General features: G+C 40.4%; 23 protein-coding genes. 16 read left to right on the top strand and 7 right to left on the bottom strand.

The genetic code is table 11. The annotated features are described in order from the left end of the window. Positions 1 to 26 precede the first annotated feature (26 nt). Positions 27 to 341: a hypothetical protein gene (locus GSQ84_RS09520; RefSeq protein WP_158796990.1), complete on the top strand. Its 315-nt coding sequence runs from the start codon at positions 27 to 29 to the stop codon at positions 339 to 341. 144 nt (positions 342 to 485) lie between these two features. Next, entirely contained in the window at positions 486 to 2,174 is a 1,689-nt protein-coding gene (gene ggt / locus GSQ84_RS09515) for a gamma-glutamyltransferase (protein WP_158796989.1), read from the top strand. Positions 2,175 to 2,237: 63 nt separating this feature from the next. Here ggt and GSQ84_RS09510 read toward each other — a convergent pair whose 3' ends face one another. Together GSQ84_RS09510 and GSQ84_RS09505 are read right to left on the bottom strand one after the other, a co-directional pair. Beyond that, positions 2,238 to 4,130, bottom strand: a complete 1,893-nt coding sequence (locus tag GSQ84_RS09510; RefSeq protein ID WP_174238639.1) for a DEAD/DEAH box helicase — start codon at positions 4,128 to 4,130, stop codon at positions 2,238 to 2,240. 84 nt (positions 4,131 to 4,214) lie between these two features. Beyond that, complete coding sequence (locus tag GSQ84_RS09505; RefSeq protein ID WP_158796988.1) at positions 4,215 to 4,673, bottom strand: DUF4293 domain-containing protein; 459 nt, start codon at positions 4,671 to 4,673, stop codon at positions 4,215 to 4,217. Between the two features lie 52 nt (positions 4,674 to 4,725). On the opposite strand from GSQ84_RS09505, the gene truA reads away from it, so the two are divergent. From truA to GSQ84_RS09445, 12 genes are all read left to right on the top strand, one after another. Further along, positions 4,726 to 5,511 (top strand): tRNA pseudouridine(38-40) synthase TruA, encoded by a 786-nt coding sequence (truA, locus tag GSQ84_RS09500; protein ID WP_254070818.1) that lies wholly within the window; start codon positions 4,726 to 4,728, stop codon positions 5,509 to 5,511. A 2-nt stretch (positions 5,512 to 5,513) separates the two neighbouring features. Next, entirely contained in the window at positions 5,514 to 7,283 is a 1,770-nt protein-coding gene (locus tag GSQ84_RS09495; protein ID WP_158796987.1) for an ABC transporter ATP-binding protein, read from the top strand. 85 nt (positions 7,284 to 7,368) lie between these two features. Further along, the gene (gene sucD, locus GSQ84_RS09490) at positions 7,369 to 8,241 is read left to right on the top strand and encodes a succinate--CoA ligase subunit alpha (protein ID WP_158796986.1); all 873 of its coding nucleotides are present in this window, start codon (positions 7,369 to 7,371) and stop codon (positions 8,239 to 8,241) included. A gap of 135 nt (positions 8,242 to 8,376) precedes the next feature. Further along, positions 8,377 to 8,859 carry a methionine-R-sulfoxide reductase gene (locus GSQ84_RS09485; RefSeq protein WP_158796985.1) on the top strand — a complete coding sequence of 161 codons (483 nt, stop codon included), beginning with the start codon at positions 8,377 to 8,379 and terminating at the stop codon, positions 8,857 to 8,859. Positions 8,860 to 8,972: 113 nt separating this feature from the next. Continuing rightward, positions 8,973 to 9,356 (top strand): septal ring lytic transglycosylase RlpA family protein, encoded by a 384-nt coding sequence (locus GSQ84_RS09480; protein ID WP_158796984.1) that lies wholly within the window; start codon positions 8,973 to 8,975, stop codon positions 9,354 to 9,356. Positions 9,357 to 9,733: 377 nt separating this feature from the next. Next, on the top strand, positions 9,734 to 10,705 hold the full coding sequence (locus GSQ84_RS09475; protein WP_158796983.1) for a ribonucleoside-diphosphate reductase small subunit: 972 nt from the start codon (positions 9,734 to 9,736) through the stop codon (positions 10,703 to 10,705). A gap of 112 nt (positions 10,706 to 10,817) precedes the next feature. Then, positions 10,818 to 13,196 carry a ribonucleoside-diphosphate reductase subunit alpha gene (locus tag GSQ84_RS09470; protein ID WP_158796982.1) on the top strand — a complete coding sequence of 793 codons (2,379 nt, stop codon included), beginning with the start codon at positions 10,818 to 10,820 and terminating at the stop codon, positions 13,194 to 13,196. Positions 13,197 to 13,273: 77 nt separating this feature from the next. Next, complete coding sequence (locus GSQ84_RS09465; RefSeq protein WP_158796981.1) at positions 13,274 to 13,492, top strand: cysteine-rich CWC family protein; 219 nt, start codon at positions 13,274 to 13,276, stop codon at positions 13,490 to 13,492. 51 nt (positions 13,493 to 13,543) lie between these two features. Next, positions 13,544 to 14,419 (top strand): carbon-nitrogen hydrolase, encoded by an 876-nt coding sequence (locus GSQ84_RS09460; RefSeq protein WP_158796980.1) that lies wholly within the window; start codon positions 13,544 to 13,546, stop codon positions 14,417 to 14,419. Then, positions 14,403 to 15,458 carry an agmatine/peptidylarginine deiminase gene (locus tag GSQ84_RS09455; protein ID WP_158796979.1) on the top strand — a complete coding sequence of 352 codons (1,056 nt, stop codon included), beginning with the start codon at positions 14,403 to 14,405 and terminating at the stop codon, positions 15,456 to 15,458. Before GSQ84_RS09460 ends, GSQ84_RS09455 begins: the two co-directional genes overlap by 17 nt. 232 nt (positions 15,459 to 15,690) lie before the next feature. Then, positions 15,691 to 16,434, top strand: coding sequence for a 3-oxoacyl-[acyl-carrier-protein] reductase (gene fabG / locus GSQ84_RS09450; RefSeq protein WP_158796978.1), 744 nt, complete (start codon positions 15,691 to 15,693; stop codon positions 16,432 to 16,434). A gap of 78 nt (positions 16,435 to 16,512) precedes the next feature. Further along, positions 16,513 to 18,597: a hypothetical protein gene (locus GSQ84_RS09445; protein ID WP_158796977.1), complete on the top strand. Its 2,085-nt coding sequence runs from the start codon at positions 16,513 to 16,515 to the stop codon at positions 18,595 to 18,597. Position 18,598: 1 nt separating this feature from the next. Here the strand turns inward: GSQ84_RS09445 and GSQ84_RS09440 are convergent, their stop codons facing one another. The 5 genes from GSQ84_RS09440 to carA form a co-directional block, all read right to left on the bottom strand. Beyond that, positions 18,599 to 18,898, bottom strand: a complete 300-nt coding sequence (locus GSQ84_RS09440; RefSeq protein WP_158796976.1) for a septum formation initiator family protein — start codon at positions 18,896 to 18,898, stop codon at positions 18,599 to 18,601. Positions 18,899 to 19,507: 609 nt separating this feature from the next. After that, positions 19,508 to 20,803, bottom strand: a complete 1,296-nt coding sequence (gene eno / locus GSQ84_RS09435; protein ID WP_158796975.1) for a phosphopyruvate hydratase — start codon at positions 20,801 to 20,803, stop codon at positions 19,508 to 19,510. A 108-nt stretch (positions 20,804 to 20,911) separates the two neighbouring features. Beyond that, a complete protein-coding gene (locus GSQ84_RS09430; RefSeq protein WP_158796974.1) occupies positions 20,912 to 22,003 on the bottom strand; it encodes an ABC transporter permease in 1,092 nt (363 codons plus the stop codon). A gap of 12 nt (positions 22,004 to 22,015) precedes the next feature. Then, entirely contained in the window at positions 22,016 to 22,783 is a 768-nt protein-coding gene (locus tag GSQ84_RS09425; RefSeq protein WP_158796973.1) for an ABC transporter ATP-binding protein, read from the bottom strand. A 100-nt stretch (positions 22,784 to 22,883) separates the two neighbouring features. Further along, entirely contained in the window at positions 22,884 to 23,996 is a 1,113-nt protein-coding gene (carA, locus tag GSQ84_RS09420; RefSeq protein WP_158796972.1) for a glutamine-hydrolyzing carbamoyl-phosphate synthase small subunit, read from the bottom strand. Positions 23,997 to 24,255: 259 nt separating this feature from the next. Here carA and panB point away from each other — a divergent pair, with 259 nt between their 5' ends. After that, complete coding sequence (gene panB, locus GSQ84_RS09415) at positions 24,256 to 25,071, top strand: 3-methyl-2-oxobutanoate hydroxymethyltransferase (protein WP_158796971.1); 816 nt, start codon at positions 24,256 to 24,258, stop codon at positions 25,069 to 25,071. Next, positions 25,072 to 25,758, top strand: a complete 687-nt coding sequence (locus GSQ84_RS09410; RefSeq protein WP_158796970.1) for an RluA family pseudouridine synthase — start codon at positions 25,072 to 25,074, stop codon at positions 25,756 to 25,758. Positions 25,759 to 25,770 lie beyond the last annotated feature (12 nt).

Below are 25,770 nucleotides of genomic sequence, written 5' to 3'. Positions count from 1 at the left end.
TCTCATTACATCTAAAATTTTAAATAATGAACAAGAAATATTTATTGGGTTTATTAACCCTTGCATTAGTCGGAACAATCTCTTTATCTTCACAAGCACAAGAGAAACCAACCGTTGGTCAAAAAATTGGACATGCTGCTACTGATGTTGGACATAAAACTGCAGAAGTTGCCGTAAAAGGGACATCTAAAGTTGGAAATAAGATTTACAAAGGCAAAATGGCACCAGATGGTTCGGATGTATACATCGATGGTAAAAACAAAAAATACTATGTGAACAAAAGAGGTGGTAAAGTTTATCTGAGACCATCTCAGATCAGAACCAGACCAATGCAACACTAGAAGAGCATCTTCAAAAGCTTTATATATTATCCGGATCAAAAGGTCCGGATTTTTTTTTGCCGGAAATATCCGTTGATAAAAGGATTTAAATTTCAATAGTTCCGTAAATCTGTTAAATTTAATGATCTGTATTAACGCTGCCTTATGAGAAAAAAAACGTCACTATCTTATTTTATTATTTGTCTTTTGCTGGCTGGCTATGAACAGGTTGCTGCGCAGGATACAGGAACGTATCAACATGCTGCGGTAGTTTGCGCCCATCCGGAAGCGGCTAAAGTTGGCGTGGAGATTATGAAGCAAGGCGGAAATGCTATCGATGCTGCTGTTGCAGTGCAGTTTGCACTGGCCGTTGTTTATCCTAATGCCGGTAATATCGGTGGTGGTGGTTTTCTGCTGTACAGAAGTAAGGCTGGCAGGACCGATGCGCTTGACTACCGGGAAGAAGCGCCGGGGAAAGCATCCAGGGATATGTACCTGGATGAACATGGAAATCCGGTAACAGATAAAAGCCTCCTTGGTGCACTGGCTTCTGGTGTACCTGGAAGTGTTGACGGGATGGTGAATGCACATGCCAAATATGGTAAACTTAACTGGAAGAAAGATATTCAACCAGCAATCGATCTTGCAGAAAATGGATTTCAGCTAACCGCGCAGCAGGCCTCAGAATTAAACAGAAATAAAGAAGGCTTTATCAGGTACAACAGAAAACCAGTGGCCTTTGTAAAAGAAGAATCCTGGAAAGCGGGTGACCTGCTTAAGCAGCCAGAACTGGCAGTTACCTTAAAGCTCATCAGGGATAAAGGCAGGGCAGGGTTTTATGAAGGTCCGGTTGCAGCAGCTATTATAGCTTCAATGGCTCATACCAGCGGTATAATCACTGCTGCCGACCTGAAGCGCTACAAAGCCGTCTGGAGAATGCCTGTATCAGGTAAATACAAAGATTATACGGTGATTTCTATGCCTCCTCCATCAAGTGGTGGGATTTCGTTAATCACTTTGCTTAAACAGGTCAGCAAATATCCGGTTAACCAATGGGGATTTCAGCGTGATTCTACTGTTCAGCTTATGGTAGAAGCAGAAAGAAGGGCTTATGCCGACAGGGCGAGTTACCTGGGCGATCCTGGTTTTTTTAAAGTACCTCAGGCAGCTTTACTGGATACAAATTATATCCTGTCGAGGATTAAAGATATCAGCTTTGCCAAAGCTACACCAAGTAGTGAAATTAAACCAGGAACGTTACCTGTACATGAAAGTGAGCAAACTACACATTATTCTATTGTAGACAGTGAAGGTAATGCTGTATCTGCAACAACAACTTTAAATGGTTCTTATGGATCAATGGTGGTTGTAGAAGGAGGTGGATTTATCCTGAACAACGAAATGGATGATTTTTCCGTAAAGCCAGGTTCACCTAATATGTATGGACTGATTGGAGGAGAAGCCAATTCTATTGCTCCGGGAAAAAGAATGCTAAGTTCTATGACGCCCACCATCCTCGAGCAAAATGGAAAATTGTTAATGGTAGTAGGTACGCCAGGCGGATCTACGATTATTACTTCCGTATTCCAGACGATCCTGAATGTACTGGCCTTTGGAAAGGATATGCAGTCGGCTGTGGCTGCACCGCGCTTTCATCACCAATGGTTACCTGATGTGATTGATGTGGAAAAAGGTGCTATAGATCCAGCTACAAGGGCTGAGCTGGAAGCTAAAGGTTATCATATCAAAGAGAGAGGAGCAATGGGAAGGGTAGATGCCATATTGGTCAAGCCCAATGGAGAGCTGGAAACCGGGGCCGATCCAAGAGGGAATGATAAAGGATTAGGTTTTTAAATTAGCCTGAAAACAACAAAGGCCCGAATATTCGGGCCTTTGTTGTTTTACTATTGATGTGTATTAAGATCTGCGTCTTCTGTCGCCGCTTCCGCTTCCTTCACGTCTTCCGCTTCCGCCAGCATTTCCGCCTTCACGTGGTTTACCAGAGAAATCCCTGAAACCTCCACCGCCACTGCTTGCTCCGCCTTCACGTCTTCCGCTTCCGCCAGAACTTCTTCTTTCTCCACCACCGCTATAGCTTTTTCTTTCGCCGCCACCATAACTTTTTCTCTCTCCGCCGCCGAAGCCGCCTCTTCTTTCACCACCACCTCTGCGTTCTCCACCTTCAGGTGCATCACCAGATTTTTCAATTCTTACACCACGGTTGTTAAACTGGATGTCTTTGAAATTGTTGAACAAGGTATCAACATGTGCATTTTCAACTTCAAAGAATGAATACACACCTTTAAGGTCAATTTTACCAATGTTTTTACCACTGATTTTACCGTTGTTACATACGAAAGATAATAAGTCACCTCTTGTAAATTCATCTACCGAACCTAAGTTGATAAATAAACGGGTATAATCACTGTTGCGCTCATTTCTAGCACCACGTTCTCCGCGTTCGCCACGTTCATCTGTTGCTGCTGCATTTAAGTCAGGAGCATTTTTGTAGTACTCTAAAAAGCGGTTAAACTCTAAAGATGCGAAACGTTTGATAATGTCTTCTTTACTTAATTCAGCAAACTCATCCATAATCCTTGGAATGTACTGATCAATCTGACCTTCGTTTACTTCAACATTGTGAACTTTGTGAACCAAAGAGAACAATTGTTTTTCGCAAACATCAAATCCTGTTGGCAATTCAGCTTTAGTGAATGACTTACCAATGATTCTTTCGATCTGACGGATCTTACCAATTTCCTTAGAATTGATGATACAGATAGAGATACCTGTTTTACCAGCTCTTCCTGTACGACCACTACGGTGGGTATAACTTTCAATTTCGTCAGGCAGTGAGTAATTCACAACGTGAGTTACATTGTTTACATCGATACCACGGGCAGCAACATCAGTAGCAATTAATAACTGCATGTTACGGTCACGGAATCTTTGCATTACTTTATCACGTTGTTGTTGAGACAAGTCGCCGTGTAAAGCATCAGCATTGTAACCATCCTTGATCAGGTTCTCTGCAACATCCTGTGTATCCAATTTGGTTTTACAGAATACTACGGCGAAAATTTCAGGGTTGAAATCTACAATACGTTTTAAGGCAGCATATTTATCTCTTGCACGTACTACATAGTACTCATGCTCAATATTTACGTTACCAGTGTTTTTGGTACCCATGGTCAACTCAGTAGGGTTGTCCATGTAGTTCTTAGCTATACGTCTCACTTCAGGAGGCATAGTTGCAGAGAATAACCATGTTTTTTTGTCGTCAGGAGTAGTAGACAAAATATCATTAATGTCTTCCTGGAAGCCCATGTTTAACATTTCATCGGCCTCATCCAGAACTACATATTTCACACTACTGAAATCTATAGCCTTACGACCAATAATATCTAACATACGACCCGGTGTTGCAACAACAACTTGTACACCGTTTCTGATCTCACGCAATTGCTGCATAATGTTTGCGCCACCGTAAACGGCAACCACACTAGCACCAGGCGTGTTTTTTGAGTAATTTTTGATGTCGCTAGCAATCTGCAAGCAAAGCTCTCTGGTAGGGCATAGAATTAATGCCTGAGGCTTTTTAACACTGAAGTCGATCAGTTCAATTAGCGGCAAACCAAATGCTGCTGTTTTTCCTGTTCCTGTTTGGGCCAAACCAACAAAGTCATTATTGCCCTCTAACAGCACAGGAATAGCTTGCTCCTGAATAGGTGTTGGATTTTCGAAACCTAAATCCTTTACGGCATTAACAACGTCATCACTTATCCCCAATAATTTAAATGGGTTTATCATTATAACTTTATTTATTAAGCCGCAAAGGTAAGCTTATTATTTGGTATTTGTTTGGTACATAACTAAATAATAATTAAAAATCGATTATCTAAGCCTATCGGCCGACCTGATCAGCTGCTCATCTTTACGGATACCTCTGAATGCCAGTGCACAAAAAATGATCGCCAGCACTGGCAGATAAGCGCCTGCACCAAATGTAGTTCCATCCATTCCACCGGGGAAATTTTCCACGTAAAATCCTATCCAGACGGCCAGTTGTATCAATAAAACAATAGTAAATAAGGTAATACGTTTTTGCAGCGTTCTGTTGCGGAAAGCGAAGATATTCGCTACACAGATCACACCAATAAGGATTGTCTCCCCAAAGAGCGTTGTGTAAGTCTCCATTTTCTGGGTGATTTTAGCGCCTTTCTGGTAAATACCGCCTACCTGTAAGGTAAGGTCTCCAGTATAATTATGTTTGGTTAATACGGGTAAAATTAACAATAAAAATAGTGTAAGACCAGCCAGAAAAAGCCATATGGATTGTACCCTTTGTATCATATCAATTTAATAATTTTGAACAAATATATTAAAACACAACTAAACGCCTGTCTTGTTAATAGGAAAAAAGTATTTTTGCAGTCAATTGAATACGCAACGTTTTTTTTTAGAATTATCTTACGATGGAACAGCTTATCACGGATGGCAAACACAGCCTAATTCGGTAACTGTACAGCAGGAACTGGATAGAGCACTCTCTGTTTATTTTAGACAGCCGGTAATCACTCTGGGATGTGGCAGGACTGATACAGGTGTTCATGCCAGCCAGTTTTTTGCACATATGGATCTCGTAGATATCAATGAGTCTGCTGCAAAGAATGCTGTTGGCAGCATCAATGCCCTTTTACCTTATGCCATTGCCATTAAAAGAATTTTTAAAGTTGCAGATACTGCCCATGCGCGCTTTGACGCAACATCAAGATCCTATGAATACCATTTTCATTTTCATAAAGATCCTTTTAAACTGAACCGGTCATGGTTGTATAAAACCAGGCTCGATATTGCCCTCATGAACACTGCAGCGGCAACACTATTCAATTATACTGATTTTACCAGTTTTAGTAAATCGAATACTTCGACAGCAACTAACAATTGCAAAATTACGCAAGCCGAATTTCAGGAAACGGAAGGTGGCTTGATTTTTAAGATCTCGGCCGATAGGTTTTTAAGAAATATGGTAAGGGCTATTGTAGGAACGCTGGTTTTGGCAGGTCGCCATGAAATAGATCTGTTGCAGTTTGCTGATATCATCACTAGTAAGAACCGTAGCAACGCTGGTCAGTCGGTACCTGCCTGCGGACTATACCTGGTGAATGTTGTTTATCCTTTTGTAAATTAATTATGTCTAAAATAACGGGTGACGCTTTTAATGTGAGCTTATTGCGAAGGATTTACAACTATGTAAAACCTTATCACAGCATCTTTATCTGGTCGGTGATCCTGACTATCCTGCTGGCGCTGGTTGCCCCGGTAAGACCTTTCCTCATTAAATATACACTGGATAACTATATCCTTAAAGGTCATTATAGTGGTTTGCTGATGATGACCATTGTGATGCTGGTATTGCTAGTGATACAAAGCGGAATACAATTCGGGCAGACATTGGTTACCAATATCCTCGGTCAGTCTGCCATACGCGATTTGAGAATTGATGTATTTAACCATATCACTAAACTGAGGCTGCAATATTTTGATAAAACACCCATTGGTCAGTTAATTACCCGTACCGTTTCTGATCTGGAAACGATCTCAGATATTTTTTCAGAAGGTCTGATCGTTATTATTGGGGATATCCTGCAGGTACTGGCTATTATAGGCGTGATGTTTTATGCCGACTGGGCCCTTACGCTGATGGTGCTGTTGCCTATGCCGCTACTGATCGTAGCTACTTCTATTTTTCAGAAATCTATTAAAGCTGCTTTTCAGGAAGTCAGAACAGAAGTATCCAATCTGAATACCTATTTGCAGGAGCATATTACCGGGATTTCTATTATACAGTATTTTGCCAGGGAAGAACAGGAGTTCAATAAATTTAAAAAGATCAATGGCCGTTACAGGGATGCAAACATTCGTTCTAACTGGTCATATTCCATTTTCTTTCCTGTTGTAGAGGTTATTTCGGCCATGTGCCTTGGTTTGCTGGTATGGTATGGTGCAAAGAGTATCCTGGCCAAACCGTTGGATGTAACTCCCGGAACTATTGCCGAGTTTATCCTGTATATCGGCATGCTGTTTAAGCCAATCCGGGAACTGGCAGATAAATTTAATACCCTGCAAATGGGTATGGTGGGTGCAGAGCGTGTTTTCAAGGTTTTGGACACAGATGAAATGACGGTTAACAAGGGGACCTACGCACCTCAAAAAATGGAAGCAGATATTTCTTTTGAGCATGTTTGGTTCGCTTATAATGATGATAACTATGTACTAAAAGATATTTCATTCAAAGTTAAGGCTGGTCAGACAGTAGCCATGGTTGGCGCAACCGGAGCGGGAAAGTCTTCCACCATCAATATATTGAACCGTTTCTATGAAATTCAAAAAGGGGAGATCAAGATCGGGGGAGTAAACATTGATGATTTTGAACTGAGTTATCTCCGGAATAATATCGCAACTGTACTACAGGACGTTTTTCTATTCTCTGATACGATCTTTAACAACATTACTTTAAACAACCCATCCATTACCATGGAGGAAGTGGTTGATGCTGCCCAAAAGGTAGGGGCGCATGACTTTATTGAGCGCCTTCCCGGAGGTTATCAATACAATGTAATGGAAAGGGGTGCTACACTTTCCGTAGGGCAGGCACAGCTGATCTCTTTTATCAGGGCGCTGGTATATAACCCGTCTATCCTGGTTTTGGATGAAGCTACTTCATCCGTAGATACGGAAACAGAAATTCTGATCCAGAATGCTATCGATAAACTGATGAAAGGCCGTACTTCTATTGTGATCGCACACCGCTTATCTACGATACAGAAAGCAGACCAGATTATTGTGCTGGATAAGGGAAAGATCATGGAGATAGGGAATCACCAGGAACTGCTCAGGCTGGATGGTTATTATAAGCGCCTGTATGACCTGCAGTTTAATTCTGTAGGGATAGCCAAGTAGCATTATTGTTTCTTTTCATTAATGTTCGAATTGCATTTGGCATTCCATTCAATAATCTTAGATTTGCATAAAAAAATATAGATACATGAGTGTTTTAGTAAATAAAGATTCAAAAGTAATTGTACAAGGTTTTACCGGAAATGAAGGTAGTTACCATGCTTCACAAATGATAGAATACGGAACTGACGTAGTTGGCGGGGTTACACCTGGTAAAGGCGGACAAACTCATTTAGACAGACCGGTTTTTAATACGGTTAAAGATGCAGTTGACCAGGCCGGTGCTAATGTATCTATCATTTTTGTTCCACCTGCATTTGCTGCAGATGCTATTATGGAAGCTGCTGAAGCTGGAATTAAAGTTATTGTATGTATTACTGAAGGTATCCCAACTAAGGATATGATTCAGGTAAAAGAATATATTGCCGGAAGAGACTGCCGTTTAATCGGTCCTAACTGTCCGGGAGTAATCACTGCTGACGAAGCTAAAATTGGTATCATGCCAGGCTTTATCTTCAAAAAAGGTACTGTAGGTGTGGTATCTAAATCAGGTACACTTACTTATGAAGCGGTTGACCAGGTAGTGAAAGCTGGCCTTGGGATTACTACTGCAATAGGTATCGGTGGAGATCCAATCATTGGAACTACAACCAAAGAAGCTGTTGAACTGTTAATGAATGATCCTGAGACTGAAGGAATCATCATGATCGGTGAAATAGGTGGTGGTATGGAAGCTGAAGCTGCGTTATGGATCAAAGAACATGGTACTAAACCAGTAGTTGGGTTTATCGCCGGACAAACCGCTCCTGCAGGACGCAGAATGGGACATGCTGGTGCTATTGTTGGCGGTGCCGATGACACTGCTGCTGCAAAAATGAAAATCATGGCAGAATGTGGTATCCGCGTTGTGGAAAGCCCTGCTGAGATTGGTCAGGCAATGGCAGAATTATTAAAAAAATAATCCTTCTTAAATTTATATAAAACTGGGCTGCCTTTTGGTGAGCCCAGTTTTTTTTTGCTTTGTATCCTCCTTTTGTCACCTTACATTGTTACCTATGCTAAAAACCACTGGCATACGTTAAGCGTACATAGAATTATGAAGAAGATGATCAATAAATTAATCATAGTAGCAGGACTTTTTTTTATGACTGGTTTGATGGCTTGTGCACAGCAGCCAGAGAAAAAAGAAAATACAGCCCCGGTAATTACCAATAAAATGAACTGGAACAAATTAACTCCCGAAGAAGAAGACGTAATTGTACATAAAGGGACAGAAGCTCCCGGAACAGGTAAACTGTTAAATAATACAGTAAAAGGTACTTATTATTGCAAACGCTGTAACGCGCCGCTTTACCGTTCAGAATCGAAGTTTGAATCTGAATGCGGCTGGCCAAGTTTTGACGATGAAATCAAAGGCGCTGTTTTGAGAATACCGGATGCAGATGGATCACGCACTGAAATTGAGTGTGCAAATTGTAAAGCCCACCTGGGCCATGTGTTTTTTGGCGAAGGTTTTACTGCCAAAAATACCCGTAACTGTGTGAATTCTATTTCTATGTATTTTGTGGCTGATAAATAGCCTTTAAACCCCTAAAAACATATAAATGCCCGATGATCAGCTCATTGGGTATTTTTGTATTAGGATCTTAAGGTTTTTTTTCTAAATTTGTCAGTTCACCAACAAGATTAAATATGAAATATTGTTTGCTTTTATGGAGTATGTTTATGTTTTTGCACGCTAATGCACAGGCAGATTCTACAGCATTAGACAGTGCAATACACACAAAAACAGGTCTTGCAACCTATTATCATAGAAAATTTGAAGGGCACCGGACTACTAGTGGTGCAAAATACAGAGGTAAAAAATTCACAGCTGCACATATGACCCTTCCCCTGGGTACTATTGTTACCGTTACCAATCTTGCGAATGGAAAATCTGTAGATGTAGAGATCAATGACAGGGGGCCGCATGGCAGAAGATATTTAATCGACGTTTCCGAATGTGCCGCTAAAGAATTAGGTTTCTTTAACAAAGGGCAATCCCAGGTATCCATCAGTTACGGACACCAATCTTAAAAACTGAATTTCTCAGAAGCATAGTCAGATTTCCAAATGTTATTAACATTTGGATTGGGGAATTGTGTGACATTAAAAAATCATTAACAAGTTTCCAAAGTAAATTATAGGTAATTTTCTCCCCTTGTTGTGGATAATTACTCTCTCTTGTTAACAACTTATCCTATCGACTAGGGGCCTCAAAGTTTATATTTGTTTTAACAAAATCCTGCTGATCTCATCAAATTTAGTATTGGCTAAGGGTTTAGTATTTAATTATTTAGCATTAGATAGTAAATCTATTTTATTTTAATCTTTTGATTTTAGTATTGCAGGCCTATAATTTGGGCTGAGGGGATTTTGGCGCTATTACATTTATACATCATTTAAAATATACCATGGAAGAAGAAGTATTACTGAAAGAAAACAAAGATCGCTTTGTCCTGTTGCCAATTAAGTATCCGGCAATCTGGGAAATGTACAAAAAGAGCGAGGCTAGTTTTTGGACGGCAGAAGAGATAGACCTGTCAGATGATCAAAAACATTGGGATAACCTGAATGATGGCGAACGACATTTCATCTCTCACATCCTGGCCTTTTTCTCTGCCAGCGATGGCATTGTAAATGAAAACCTTGCAGTAAACTTTATGAGTGAAGTTCAATTGCCTGAAGCACGTTGTTTCTATGGTTTCCAGATCATGATGGAAAATATCCATTCCGAAACTTATGCTTTATTGATTGATACTTATATTAAAGACGAAGTAGAAAAAGACAGGTTGTTTCATGCCATTGAAACTGTACCCTGTGTAAAGAAAAAAGCAGAATGGGCACTGAGATGGATTGACGGAGGAAACTTTGCTGAACGTCTGGTGGCTTTTGCAGCTGTTGAAGGGATTTTCTTCAGCGGAAGTTTCTGTTCTATCTTCTGGCTGAAAAAACGCGGTTTGATGCCAGGGTTAACTTTCAGCAATGAATTGATCTCCAGAGATGAAGGTATGCACTGCGAATTTGCCTGCCTGCTTTATAAAATGCTGAAAAACAGGTTGAGTCAGGAAGCTGTACACGGTATCATCAAAGATGCTGTGGAAATAGAAAAAGAATTTGTTACCGATGCTTTGCCGGTAGCGCTTATTGGAATGAACGCCAAATTGATGTCTCAGTATATCGAATTTGTAGCCGATAGATGGTCTGCAGAACTGGGATACGATAAAATATACAATGCTACCAATCCATTTGATTTTATGGAAATGATCTCTTTACAGGGAAAAACCAACTTCTTCGAAAAACGTGTTGGAGATTATCAAAAGAGTGGTGTGTTGACTTCATCAGAAGATAAAGCTTCAGCTTTCTCTCTGGATGATGATTTTTAGTACCTATTCAACTTTGTTTAAATAAGTATTGGTTAATAAAATAATATAAATTATTGCCGATGTTCCAATGGTCTCTGACAGCAGGAATAAGCAATACAAAACCCTAAGAAATATGTTTGTAGAAAAAAGAGATGGTCGCAAAGAAGCGGTGCGGTTTGATAAAATCACTGCCCGAATCGAAAAGTTATGTTATGGCTTTAATGCTGAGCTGGTTGATCCTATTGATGTAGCCAAGAAAGTTATTGAAGGTTTATTTGATGGGGTTACAACTTCAGAATTAGATAACCTTGCTGCCGAAACTGCTGCCTCTTTAACCACAAAGCATCCGGATTACGCGCTTTTGGCCTCAAGGATAGCCGTATCTAATCTGCACAAAAATACCATTAAATCGTTTTCTAAAACGATGGAGATGCTGTATAAATATGTTGATCCTAAGACTGACAAACCAGCTTCTTTAATCGCAGATGATGTTTGGGAAGTCATTAAAGAAAATGCTGACCTTTTAGACAGTACTATTATATATGACAGAGATTTTGGATTTGATTATTTCGGATTTAAAACTCTGGAAAAATCATACCTGTTAAAAATAAACGGGATCATCGTTGAACGCCCTCAGCATTTATATATGCGTGTGGCCGTAGGTATTCACAAAAGTGATATCGATAGCGTAATTGCCAGCTATAACCTGATGAGTGAGCGCTGGTTTACCCATGGTACACCTACCTTGTTTAATGCAGGAACGCCTAAACCTCAAATGTCATCCTGCTTCCTGCTGACTATGCAGGACGATAGTATTGAAGGAATTTATGATACCCTAAAACAAACAGCTAAAATTTCGCAAAGTGCTGGCGGTATTGGATTGAGCATCCACAATGTAAGGGCAACAGGTGCTTATATCAGTGGAACCAATGGTACCAGTAACGGTATTGTGCCTATGCTAAAAGTATTCAATGATACTGCACGATATGTAGATCAGGGTGGAGGCAAGCGTAAAGGTGCTTTTGCAATCTATTTAGAACCATGGCATGCTGATGTTTTCGCTTTCCTTGATTTACGTAAAAATCACGGTAAAGAAGAAATGCGCGCCCGCGACTTATTCTATGCCTTATGGATCAGTGATTTATTTATGCAACGTGTAGAAGATAATGGCGACTGGAGCTTGTTCAGTCCGGATGAAGCACCAGGATTAGCTGACTGCTGGGGTCCTGAGTTTAACGCCTTATATGAGCGTTATGAAAAAGAAGGCCGTGCCCGTAAAACAATCAAAGCGCAGGAATTATGGTTTGCTATCCTGGATTCACAAATTGAAACCGGAACACCTTACCTGTTATATAAAGATGCTGCAAATGGTAAATCAAATCAGCAAAACCTGGGAACGATTAAAAGCTCTAACCTGTGTACTGAGATCATGGAATTTAGCTCTAAGGATGAAGTTGCGGTTTGTAACTTAGCTTCCCTGGCTTTACCAAGGTTTGTGGTAAACGGAGAGTTTGATCACCAGAAATTATACGATGTAACTTATCAGGCTACTTTAAACCTGAATAAGGTAATCGATTATAACTATTACCCTATCGAAGAAGCAAGATATTCTAATATGCGCCACAGACCGGTTGGTTTAGGCGTACAGGGATTGGCTGATGCATTTATCCTGATGCGTTTACCTTTTGAAAGTGAAGGTGCAAAAGAATTGAACAAAGATATCTTTGAAACGATCTATTTTGCTGCCATGACTGCTTCGCATGATCTTGCTGTAAAAGATGGTGCTTATGAGACTTTCAAAGGTTCTCCGTTATCTGAAGGTAAGTTCCAGTTTGACCTTTGGAAAGTAAAACCTACCAGCAACCGTTGGGATTGGGAAACTTTGCGTGCTAAAGTGGTTAAAGATGGTGTACGTAACTCTTTACTGGTTGCGCCGATGCCTACCGCTTCAACTTCGCAGATCTTAGGTAACAACGAGTGTTTTGAGCCTTATACATCTAACATTTATACCAGACGTGTGTTAAGTGGTGAATTTGTGGTAGTCAACAAACATTTATTAAAAGATTTAGTTGCTTTAGGTTTATGGACACCAGCAATGAAAGACAGAATTATTTTAGCTAACGGTTCTGTTCAGGATATCGCTGAGATCCCTGATTATATCAAAGAATTGTACAAAACAGTTTGGGAGATCAAAATGCGTAGTATCATTGATATGGCGGCCGATCGTGGCGCTTATATCTGCCAGTCTCAATCACTGAACTTGTTTATCAACGCACCAAATACCTCTAAGCTAACTTCTATGCATTTCTACGCATGGAAAAAAGGTTTAAAAACAGGAATGTATTACCTGCGTACGCAGGCAGCTTCTCAGGCAGTTAAATTTACTGTAGAGAACCAGTCTGGTAAAAACCTGGAACCTGTAATTCCGGAACATATTGAACAGGTTGTGGAAGAGATTACCGACGGACCGGTTTGTTCAATGGAGGAAGGTTGTATCAGCTGCTCAGGATAATCTAAATCTCATAAATTTCATACCATAAAGTACGGTAATTCATTTTACCGTACTTTTGTTTTTTATACTGATCTCAAATGGCCAAACACGAAATTATACCATGTGAACGCTGCGGTACGCCGATTGAGTGTAAGGCTAATTCTTACACCAAATGCCAGTGCAGTGTGGTATATCTCGATCTGAATGAAGTACAGTATATCAGCGAGCTGTACGAAAACTGCCTTTGCGCCAAATGCCTGTTTGAATTACAACAGGAATACAGGGACAGTGTAGCTAATCCATCGATTTCACAATAATCGATGTCAGAATATTTTTTCTGTTAACTTTGCACCACAAAATTTCATAGAATGGCTAAAGTACAAGTTGGATTGGTGCAGATGAGCTGCACCGGTAACAAACAAGAAAATTTAGATAAAGCGATTGTAAAGATCCGCGAAATTGCGGCTCAGGGTGCGCAGGTGGTTTGCCTGCAGGAACTTTTTACTTCTCTTTATTTTTGCGATGAAGAAGATCATGAGAACTTCAAATTGGCAGAATCTATTCCAGGCCCTTCAACAGATGCTTTGTCGATTGTAGCGGCAGAATTAAATGTAGTGATTATCGCCTCCCTTTTTGAAAAAAGAGCCGAAGGGTTATATCATAATACCACAGCAGTTCTGGATGCTGACGGTGCTTACCTTGGTAAATACCGTAAAATGCATATTCCTGACGATCCAGGGTTTTATGAGAAATTCTATTTCACCCCCGGTGACCTCGGATATAAAGTGTTTAAAACTAAATATGCCAAAATAGGCGTGCTGATCTGCTGGGATCAGTGGTATCCTGAAGCTGCCCGTATTACGGCGCTAATGGGTGCAGATTTCCTGGTTTACCCAACTGCAATTGGCTGGGCAATGACACAGGATGAAGAAACCAATAAAGAACAATATAACGCATGGCAGCTGATTCAACGTTCACATGCAATTGCAAATGGTGTTCCTGTTGTTAGCATCAACCGTGTTGGTGAAGAAGCAGGTGTTTCTTTCTGGGGCGGATCATTTGTATCCAATCCATTTGGATCACTGCTGTACCAGGCTTCACATGATGAGGAAGAACTGAAAGTGGTAGAACTTGATCTTTCTAAATCCGATCACTACAGAACACACTGGCCGTTTTTACGTGACAGAAGAATTGATAGTTATTCACCAATAACCAAAAGATATATTGATGACGAGTCTATTTGATAACTCGCCAAGGAGAGCGGGTTACCGTTTTCCGGCAGAATGGGAAAAACATGAAGCTACCTGGTTAACATGGCCGCACAAAGAAGCTTCGTGGCCTGGTAAAATTGATACGATATATGCTCCCTACTGTGAGTTTATTAAGGTTGTCGCTACCGGAGAGAAGGTAAGGATCAATGTGAACGATGAAGCAACAAAAGCGTTTGCTATCACCAAATTACAGGAAGCTGGTGCCAACCTGGAACAGATCGAATTTTATTTTAACCCAAGTAATGATGCCTGGTGTCGGGATCATGGCCCTGCATTTCTGATCAATCCAGATTCAGATCAAAAAAAGGTGGTTATCGACTGGGATTATAATGCCTGGGGAAATAAATATCCTCCCTATGAATTGGATGATGTCATCCCTACAAGAATTGGTGATCATTTTAATCTGCCTGTATTTAATCCTGGTATCATAATGGAAGGTGGTTCGGTTGAATTTAACGGTGCTGGTACCATTTTAACCTCCCGCGCTTGCCTGTTAAACAAAAACAGGAATCCTCATTTAAACCAGGAACAAATTGAAGAGTACCTGAAAGAATGTTATGGTGCGCTGCAAGTACTTTGGGTCGGGGATGGCATCGTGGGCGACGACACAGATGGCCATATTGATGATATTACACGTTTTGTAAATCCAAATACTGTTCTAACCGTAATTGAATCTAATCCACTGGATGAAAATTATATCCTGCTTAAAGAAAACCTTGAAGAACTGAAAGCGATGCGTTTATTCAATGGTATGCCATTGAATATTGTCCAGCTGCCAATGCCTTCGCCGGTAATTCATGAAGACACACGTTTACCTGCTTCCTATGCGAATTTCTATATTGCCAATGCAGCGGTGATTGTTCCTACTTTCAGGGATGTAAATGATGAAATTGCATTAGAGATTATACGTGGTGTTTTTCCTGATAGGAAAGTAGTTGGCATAGATTCAACTGACATTATATGGGGATTAGGCAGTTTCCACTGCCTGAGTCAACAGGAACCTGCCATTTAATTATACGCCTTCGTCAGCTAACGGACTTAACAGCAAAAACCTGATGGCAGCTCATTACTAAACACGTAACAAAAAATGAACTGGTAGCAGATAACCATCTAAAATAAAGAAGATCTGGTACCAGTTTATCAACCAAAAAAATATAAATAACAGATGAACCTGTATTAGATCACCATCTTAAAAAAGAGGAAATCTGATGCAAGCTCATCAACAAAAAAACATATATAACCAGATGAAATTATTAGAAGGAAAAACAGCATTGGTAACTGGTGCTTCAAAAGGAATAGGCCGTAAAATTGCAGAAAAATTTGCCGAGCAAGGTGCTAATGTAGCTTTCACTTATTTATCTTCAGTAGAAAAAGGAGAAGCCTTAGAACAGGAATTACAATCCTACGGAACTAAAATAAAAGGTTACCGTTCTGATGCTTCTAAATTTGCTGAAGCTGAAAAACTAATTGCCGATATCATTGCTGATTTTGGTACGCTGGATATTGTTGTGAATAACGCTGGTATCACTAAAGATGGATTGCTGATGCGCATGAGTGAAGAAAACTGGGATGACGTGATCAACGTTAATCTTAAATCCGTATTTAACGTGACTAAAGCTGCCTCCAAGATCATGATGAAAAACAGAAAAGGATCATTCATTAATTTGAGTTCGGTAGTAGGTGTTCAGGGAAATGCGGGTCAGGCGAATTATGCAGCCTCTAAAGCAGGTATCATTGGCTTCTCAAAATCTGTTGCTAAAGAATTGGGATCAAGGAATATCCGTACCAATGTAGTAGCTCCCGGATTTATCCGTACTGAAATGACAGATGTGCTGGATCCTAAAGTGGTTAAAGGCTGGGAAGAGGGCATTCCGTTAAAAAGAGCTGGTGAACCTGAAGATGTAGCTAATGTTTGCGTGTTCCTCGCATCAGATATGAGTGCTTACGTGACAGGACAAGTATTGTCTGTTTGCGGTGGTATGTTATAAGATAAGAAGATGGTAAATTAAGATATGAGCGTCAGGGATTTTCCCTGACGCTTTTTTTTAGCATCTTTACTTTTAGCGATGGGCGATTCATTTACCTTTTATTCTTTTCTGGCGCTTCTGGGCTGTCTGTTTTGTGGCACGTTCTTCGCCTGGTTATTGTACAGGCGGCCTTCAGCTTTGACCCCACGTTTAAACATTATCCTGGCCATTTTTAGGGGCCTTTCCCTATCCTTGATTTTATGGCTGTTATTTTCTCCACTGATCAGGCAGATTAGTTATACCCTGGAAAAACCTATTGTTATTATTGCTCAGGATAACTCACAATCTGCCGGCACCTTTAAACCTGCCGGCTTTGATTCCGAAAGATACAGGAAAGACCTTCAGCAGCTGAATAAAGACCTCTCTGAAAAATATGATGTAAGACGCTATAGTTTCAGCGATCAGGTCACCAGCGGACTTGATTTTAGCTACAAAGGAAACCTAACCGATGCCTCCGCTTTAGCCGGTCGTCTAAAGGACGAATTAATAAACAGAAATGTTGGTGCAGTTATACTGGCGACCGATGGCATTTTTAACAGGGGAGGAAATCCCGCAGCAGATCTGGTGGCTCTAAAAGCACCTGTATATACGATTGCTTTGGGGGATACCATTCCTAAAAAAGATGTATTGATCACCGAAGCAAATGCCAATGAACTGGTTTACCTCGATAATGACTTTACAGTCGAAGTGCAGGTGCAGGCTTATCAGTGTCAGCACTTACAGACTAAATTGACGGTAACGGAAGATGGAAAGCTGGTTCATGAAGAATCAGTCAGCCTTGATGCCAATCTTGTTTCTAAAAATATTCCTGTAAAATTAAAGGCCTCAAAACTCGGTCAGCATAAATATACCCTTGTCTTATCCCCTGTAAAGGGAGAAGTTTCCCTAAAAAACAATAGTCAGCAACTGGTTATTGAAGTCATTGACGATCGTAAAAAAGTATTAATTGCAGCAGCAGGTCCACATCCTGATATTGCCGCATTAAGAGAAGCCATTTCACTAAATAAACGGTATGAGGTTTCAGTTGTTATGAATGAAGAGCTGCAGCACATCGATCCTAAAGCATATGGATTAGTTATTCTTTATCAGTTGCCTGGCTTATCAGGTGATGCCAGTGTTTTCATTCGGCAACTCAGGTTGGATAAAATTCCCTTATGGTATATAATAGGAGCGCAAAGCAACCTAAGCCAGTTCAATCAGCAGCAGGCTTTAGTAAATCTCTCTCTATACAATACAGCACTACAATATACCTATAGTGATATCAACAAAAGCAGCTCAGCTTTCGATTTGAATGAACCAGCCAGAAAAACTATAGAAAACTTTGATCCGCTGCAGGCTCCAGCAGTACAGGTTAAAGTTTCCGGAGATTTCCAAACGATATTGAATCAGCGTATTGGAAAGATGAAAACTACTCTTCCCCAGTTATTCTTTGCCAATGATAACGGAATTAAAACAGGGTACCTGTTGGGCGAAGGATTGTGGAAATGGAGATTATCTGAGGCCAGGGACGGCAATGGTACAACTGTGTTTAATGAGCTGATCAGCAAAATTGTGCAGTATCTTTCCGTTAAAGACGATAAAAGAAAATTTATTGTTCATCCGTTCAAAAATCCATTTGATGAGAACGAACGCATTCAGTTCAATGCAACATTATACAATGACAGCTATGTTCCTGTGAATACACCTGATGTTAATATTCAGCTGATTGATGAACATCACAAGGTATATAATTTTACTTTTTCCCGGTTTGAATCAGCTTATCAGCTGGATGCCGGGATATTGCCGGCGGGTAACTACAGCTATCTGGCCAGTACAGCTCTTGGTATTCGGAAATATACAGCTAAAGGTTCCCTTTTTATTAATCCTCTGGTTGCCGAGTTCCAGCAAACCATTGCCAATCATCATTTATTATATCAGTTATCCAGCCAGACGAACGGAAAAGTGTACCCGCCAGCTCAGCTTTCAACAATTAAAGCAGAACTATTAAAAAGTGAACACCTGAAAACATTGAGTTATGAGGACCGCAAATACGCAGAGCTTATCAGTGCAAAGTGGTTGTTTGGATTAATCTTAATATTATTGAGTACAGAATGGTTTCTCAGAAAAAGAAACGGGGCATTATAAATTAATCTTTTGGTGCTTCTTTAATGATCACAAAGATATCTTCATTATCTTTTTTCATGAAGTACTTTTCCCTGGCAAATTTTTCAGCAGTATTTAAATTGGTATTTAATTCGTTGAGATCTTTTTTTACCTGATTGGTTTCCTTCTCATAAAAATCTTTTTCTTCCTGAAGTTTATGAACTTCTGTACGATACTCATACTGCGAAAGCATATCATTTTTATCAAAAAACAACATCCATACCACAAAGGCTGCGGCTGACAGGAAGTATTTGTTCCTAAAGATATCCAGCAATCTGTTCATGCTAACAAATATATAAAATTAAAACTCAAGCATTGAAGAGATTATCTAATTAAAAAATTCTGGTATGCTCTGTTCCGGCTGGAACCTTTGTTCGCTGCGCTCACAAAATTCCTAGGCCGTCACACAGCACACCAGAATTTTAGCAGTTTCTTCTAAGGGATTTATCAAGCCGCCCTGCTAAGGATGATCATAAGAAAAATATATTATAGGACTGCCTGGGTTCTTCTAAGGGATTTATCAAGCCACCCTGCAACGGATGATTTTAAAAAAGGTTTGCTTTATGACAGCCTAGTTTCTTCTGAGGGATTTATCAAGCCACTCTGCAACGGTTAATCTAAAAAAGGTCTGCTGTATGACAGCCCAGTTTCTTCTAAGGGATTTATCAAGCCGCCCTGCAATATGGATGATCTTAAAAAAAACGAGTATGCTGTATGACAGCCTAGGACTCTTGCAAGCGCAGCGCAGCATTATTCCAGCTGTCATACAGCATACTCGTTTTTTCAGCGAAGCCAGAAAATCTCTAACCATTTTGAAAATAAAAAAGGTATTGCAAGCTAACTTGCAATACCGTTTAATCAATTTTAACATCTGAATAATCAGACAAAAAAATTATTTTTTGTTAATGAATTTGAAATCTTTACCGATGAAACGTGCAGCAGATCCTAATTCTTCTTCAATACGTAACAATTGGTTGTATTTCGCTATCCTGTCAGAACGTGAAGCTGAACCAGTTTTGATTTGACCACAGTTTAACGCTACGGCTAAATCAGCGATAGTCGTATCTTCAGTTTCTCCAGAACGGTGACTCATTACAGAGCTGTAACCATTATTTTGTGCTAAAGAAACTGCATTGATAGTTTCAGTCAATGTACCGATCTGGTTTACTTTAACCAGGATAGAGTTTGCAATGTTTTTATCAATACCTTGTTGTAAACGTTTTACATTAGTTACAAACAAATCATCACCTACTAACTGTACTTTATGACCAATAGCTAAAGTTAAAGCTTCCCATGCAGCCCAGTCATCTTCATCCAAACCGTCTTCAATAGAGATGATCGGGTATTTATTAGCCCAATCTACCCAATATTTAACCATTTCGTCAGAAGTTAATTTCTCACCTGATGACTTGTGGAAGTTGTAAGTTTTAGTTTTTGAATCATACATCTCAGAAGATGCAGCATCCATAGCAATCCAGATATCTTTACCAGGTTTGAAACCAGCAGTTTCAATAGCTGTTAAAACAGTTTCGATAGCTTCAACGTTTGAACCGATGTTAGGGGCAAAACCACCTTCATCACCAACATTAGTTGAATATCCTTTTTTCTTTAATACGTCTTTCAGTGTATGGAAAACCTGAGTTCCCATTTGCAATGCTTCAGAGAAGCTGCTTGCTCCTAATGGCATGATCATGAACTCCTGGAAGTCAATTTTGTTATCTGCGTGAGCACCACCATTCAGGATGTTCATCATTGGAACAGGTAATGTATTTGCATTTACACCACCGATATAACGGTAAAGTGGTTGTCTGCTTTCCTGAGCTGCAGCTTTAGCTACTGCTAAAGAAACACCTAAGATTGCATTAGCGCCTAAATTTCCTTTGTTTTCTGATCCGTCAAGGTCGATCATAGCCTGATCGATCATGTTTTGCTCAAAAACATCCATTCCCTGAAGTTCTTTCGCTAATTTCTTGTTTACATTTTCAACGGCTTTTAACACACCTTTGCCCATGTAGACTTTTTTATCACCGTCTCTTAATTCAACAGCCTCATGTTTACCAGTACTTGCACCAGAAGGTACAGCAGCACGGCCCATTTGGCCATTCTCAGTGATTACTTCTACTTCAACAGTAGGGTTACCTCTTGAATCGAGGATTTGCCTTGCATGAACATCAATTATTAAACTCATTTTATTTGTTTTAAGTGTTTTATTCCTTAGTGTATAATTTACAATTACTAAGGTGATAACCAAAGTTAAAATAAAATTTAAACTCTGGTATAGATTGTCTTATAAAAATTACTCCCACTTGAACACCTTCACGGCCAGGGCATATATTCCTATACCCCAGATCACCATGATCAGGATCGGTTGTCTCACATCCCAGAGGCCTGCGCCTTCAAAAGCTACCTGCCTCATTGCGTCATTCAGATAGGTTAGTGGTAATGCCCTGCTGATGGGCTGCAGCCAGGTTGGGAAGTGGTCAATGGAGAAAAAAGTGCCTGATAAAAGGAATTGCGGCAGGGTAATAATATTTGAAATGGGAGGGATGGTACTCTCGCTTTTTGCGATACCTGAAACTACAAAGCCAAAACCCATGAATACAATCAGGCCGATGATAGACAATACCAGCATATTCAATACCGTCACGAAGCCATGTATCAGGGTGAAATGAAAGAGAAAATGGCCAATTACAATGATAAATACAGCACCCAGCAGCGCAAAGCCTATCCGGGCTAATCCTTCACCAAGAATAATGCTTGATCTTCTTACCGGGGTAGCAAAAAAACGTTTGATTACCAGGGTTTGTCTTAAACTAAAGAAAACGAAAGCTGTACCAAATACACCTGTACTCAGTAAAGAGAATCCAAGCTGTCCGGGTAAAATAAAATCTATGGTCCTGTAGATCCGTCCGTGTACAGTGCTTTCTTTCATTTCAGCAACAGCAGGTTTCAGGTTATTGGTATTAAGGCTAAACATCACATTATTCAGAATAGACTTCAGGATATTCCCTTTATCCACAGATGCTGAGGTATACTTGATATCGGCCAGGTAAGCAGGCTGTGGAACCGTGTTCTGGTGCACATCAATTACTCCGGCAATAGTCCCTTTTTCAAGTTCCTCCTGAATTTGGGCAGTAGATTTATGTTCTACCAGCTTGATCACTGCAATTTGTTCCAGTGCGCTGATTACAGGGTTATGCATATCTGATCCCGGTGCAATGGCCAGGTCGACGGTTACGCCAGAACTGCCAAGAAATCCAAAAACAAGAATAAAGATCAGGGGAAAAGCAAGGGTAAAAACTACAGCCGAAGGGCTCCGCATAATTGATCGGAAACTGGCCTTGGCCAATGCGAGCGTAGCTTTGGTATGGTTATATGGTTTATTCATTTTTTATATCATTTAGCCTTGACGCCATTCTCTGCCTGTCATATTAATAAACACATCTTCCAGGTTTGCTTTTTTTACTTCCTTTTTTCTTTCAAATCCGCTGTTCAGCAACTGATCGATCAGGTTATCTGGAGTATCCAGTGCAATGATCTCTCCGTGTTCTACAAAAGCCACACGGTCACAAAGCTGTTCTGCTTCGTCCATATAATGGGTGGTGATCAGCACAGTAGTTCCATTATTCCTGATATCAGTGATCAGGTCCCACAAATTGCGTCGTGCCTGTGGATCAAGCCCGGTGGTCGGCTCATCCAGGAAAATGATCTTAGGAGAATTGAGCAGGGTAGTTGCAATAGAAAAACGTTGTTTTTGTCCTCCTGATAATGCTTTATACTTTGCTTTGGCCTTATCCTGAAGATTTACCTTCTCCAGCATTTCCATCGGTTTGATACTTACCCCATACAAGCCGGCAAAAAGCTCCATGAGCTCTACCAAATTCAGGTTTGGATAATATCCTGCAGCTTGTAACTGTACACCGATAATACGTTTGATCTCACTGGCGTCTTTATCCACTGAAAAGCCATCTACTATAATTTCTCCGGAGGTCTTGTTACGCAGGGTTTCAATAATTTCAAGGGTAGTAGTTTTTCCTGCACCGTTAGGGCCCAGCAGTCCGAAAATCTCGTTCTCATAGACATCAAAACTCAGTCCCTTCACAGCGGTGAAATCGCCATAGTTTTTTACCAGGTTGCGGACGCTGATAATGGCATTTGTTCTATCCATAGGATAAATGTAATAAGGTTTTATGCAAAAGGAAGTGCGTAAAAACACTTCCTTCTAAATATGTCGGTAAAATGATGAATAAAGCAGGTAAATGCTTTTATTACCAGGCTATTTCGCCTTTGATCAGGCTTACGAAATCATCAAACAGGTAACGTGAATCATGTGGGCCGGGAGAAGACTCAGGGTGGTATTGTACCGAGAATGCTTTTTTACCTTTCACACGGATACCTTCAATAGACTGATCATTTAAATTGATGTGGGTGATTTCCACTTTATCAGAACTTCTAACCTCTTCAGGAATCACACCGAAACCATGGTTTTGAGAAGTTACCTCACAATGATCTTTTATAATATTTTTCACCGGGTGGTTTAAACCCCTGTGGCCATTAAACATTTTCATGGTACCAATTCCATTGGCCTGTGCCAGTAACTGGTGACCTAAACAAATACCGAAAAGTGGTTTATCTTCAGCAAGGATTTCCTTTACTGTTTCAATTGCGTATGGCATGGCAGAAGGATCGCCGGGGCCATTAGAAATAAAATAAGCATCAGCACCCCATTTGTGCATTTCTTCAAATGAAGTTTTTGCAGGGAATACTTGTATGTACAGGTCTCTCTCGTCAAAATTACGCAGGGTGTTTTTCTTGATTCCGAAATCCAGGGCTGCCACTTTATAAGTTGCATCAGGAGAACCATAAAAATAAGGTTCTTTGGTAGACACCTGAGAAGACAATTCCAGTCCGTCCATTGAAGGGACATTTGCCAGTTTAGCTTTTAACTCCTCAATATCGGTAATTTCTGAAGAAATAATCGCGTTCATTGCTCCCTGGTCCCTGATCTTCCTTACCAGTGCACGGGTGTCAATGTCAGAAATCCCAACGATATTCTCGTTTTGGAAATAATCCTGTATAGATTCACTGGCTTCCTTACGGCTATAGCCAATGTTATAATTCTTGCAAACCAAGCCTGCAATCTTAATCGAATCTGATTCGATTTCTTCTTTATGAATTCCATAATTACCGATATGGGCATTCGTAGTGACCATGATCTGACCGAAATAAGAAGGATCAGTGAATATTTCCTGATACCCCGTCATTCCTGTGTTGAAACAAATCTCTCCTGTAGTTGTACCGATTTTTCCGGCAGCTTTACCGTGGTAAACGGTTCCGTCAGCCAGTAGCAGGATCGCAGGTAACTTGGTGTAGTTAGTCATTGTAATTAAAATGAAGAATAAAGTTTAAAAAAGGGATTAATGAATGGAGACTTGCGAGTTTGATATCGCTATAATGATTAACAAATGTGCTGTTATCTAACCCGTTCATTTCGGGATACAAAGATAGGTTTTTGAACATTCATATTCATATTTTTTTTAAAAGGATTATATTAAGCTTATGTATAGGGTATATTATAATCGTTACGCTATTAGTTTCTCAATGGAATAGCCTAATTTTGTCGGCTTAAAGCATAAATTTATGTCTGTACACAAAGAAGTAAAACGTATCACAACCCACATTCTGCAGGAAATGAAGCAGAGTGGTGAGAAAATATCCATGTTAACAGCCTATGATTATTCCATGGCAACGGTTCTGGATGATGCTGGTTTAGATGTTTTATTGGTTGGCGACTCAGCTTCCAATGTAATGGCGGGTCACGAAACCACTTTACCAATTACCTTAGATCAGATGATTTACCATGCACAGGGCGTGGTAAGAGGTGCTACACGTTCCTTTGTGGTAGTCGATCTTCCCTTTGGTTCTTACCAGGGCAATTCAAAAGAGGCCCTGGCTTCTGCGATCAGGATCATGAAAGAATCGGGTGCTCACGGAGTAAAAATGGAAGGCGGAACTGAGATTGTTGATTCCATTCAGCGTATCATTACTGCAGGTATTCCGGTAATGGGCCATTTAGGATTAACTCCTCAATCTATTTATAAATTTGGAACCTATACTGTAAGGGCCAAAGGCGATGCGGAAGCGGAAAAGCTGAAAATTGATGCCCAGGCTTTACAGGAAGCCGGCTGTTTTGCCGTAGTACTGGAAAAAATACCCGCTGCCCTAGCCAAAGAAGTGACGGATAACCTGCACATCCCTGTGATAGGAATTGGTGCCGGACCGCATTGCGACGGACAGGTGCTGGTAGTTAACGATATGATCGGATTAACCAAAGGCTTTAAGCCCCGCTTCCTCCGTCAGTACCTGAATTTATATGAAGATATCTCCAACGCAGCAAAATCATATATCAGGGATGTGAAGGCGAATGATTTTCCAAATGAAAAGGAGCAATATTAGATGCCGGTAACTGCGAAAGATATCCTATATGAAGATAACCACCTGATCGCTATTAATAAGCGTGCCGGTGATATCGTACAGGTAGATGAAACCCATGATGAACCTTTGGATGAAAAGGTTAAAAAATATATTGCTATAACCTATAACAAACCCGGAAGTGCATTTTTAGGTGTGGTGCACCGACTGGACCGGCCGGTAAGTGGAGTGATCTTATTTGCTAAAACAAGTAAGGCGCTGGAGCGGATGAATGCTGTTTTTAAAAACCGTGAGGTAAAAAAAACCTATTGGGCAGTGGTACGTAACAAACCGGCAGTGGCTTCAGGAACATTAGTTCACTGGCTGGTTAAAAACCCAAAAACAAATGTTGTTACCCCATACACTACCGAAGTGGAAGGAAGTCAGCGCGCAGAACTCAGCTACAGACTGATTACTGAACTGGGTGGATACTACCTGATAGAAGTAAACCCTTTAACAGGCCGTTCCCATCAGATCAGGGTACAGCTATCTACTATGGGCTGCCCTATCGTAGGGGATAACAAATACGGTTATCCTCGTGGAAGCCGTAAAGGCAGCATTTGTTTACATGCCCGCAGGTTACAATTCTTACATCCCGTAAAAAAAGAACCTGTGAATATATTTGCCAAACTTCCTGTAGATGGATTTTGGGAGCGTTTCGAAGCCTTTTAAGGCTCCGAAACC

The organism is Pedobacter sp. L105 (assembly GCF_009765875.1).
GTDB lineage: Bacteria > Bacteroidota > Bacteroidia > Sphingobacteriales > Sphingobacteriaceae > Pedobacter.
This window is presented reverse-complemented; position numbering and strand designations above follow the sequence as displayed.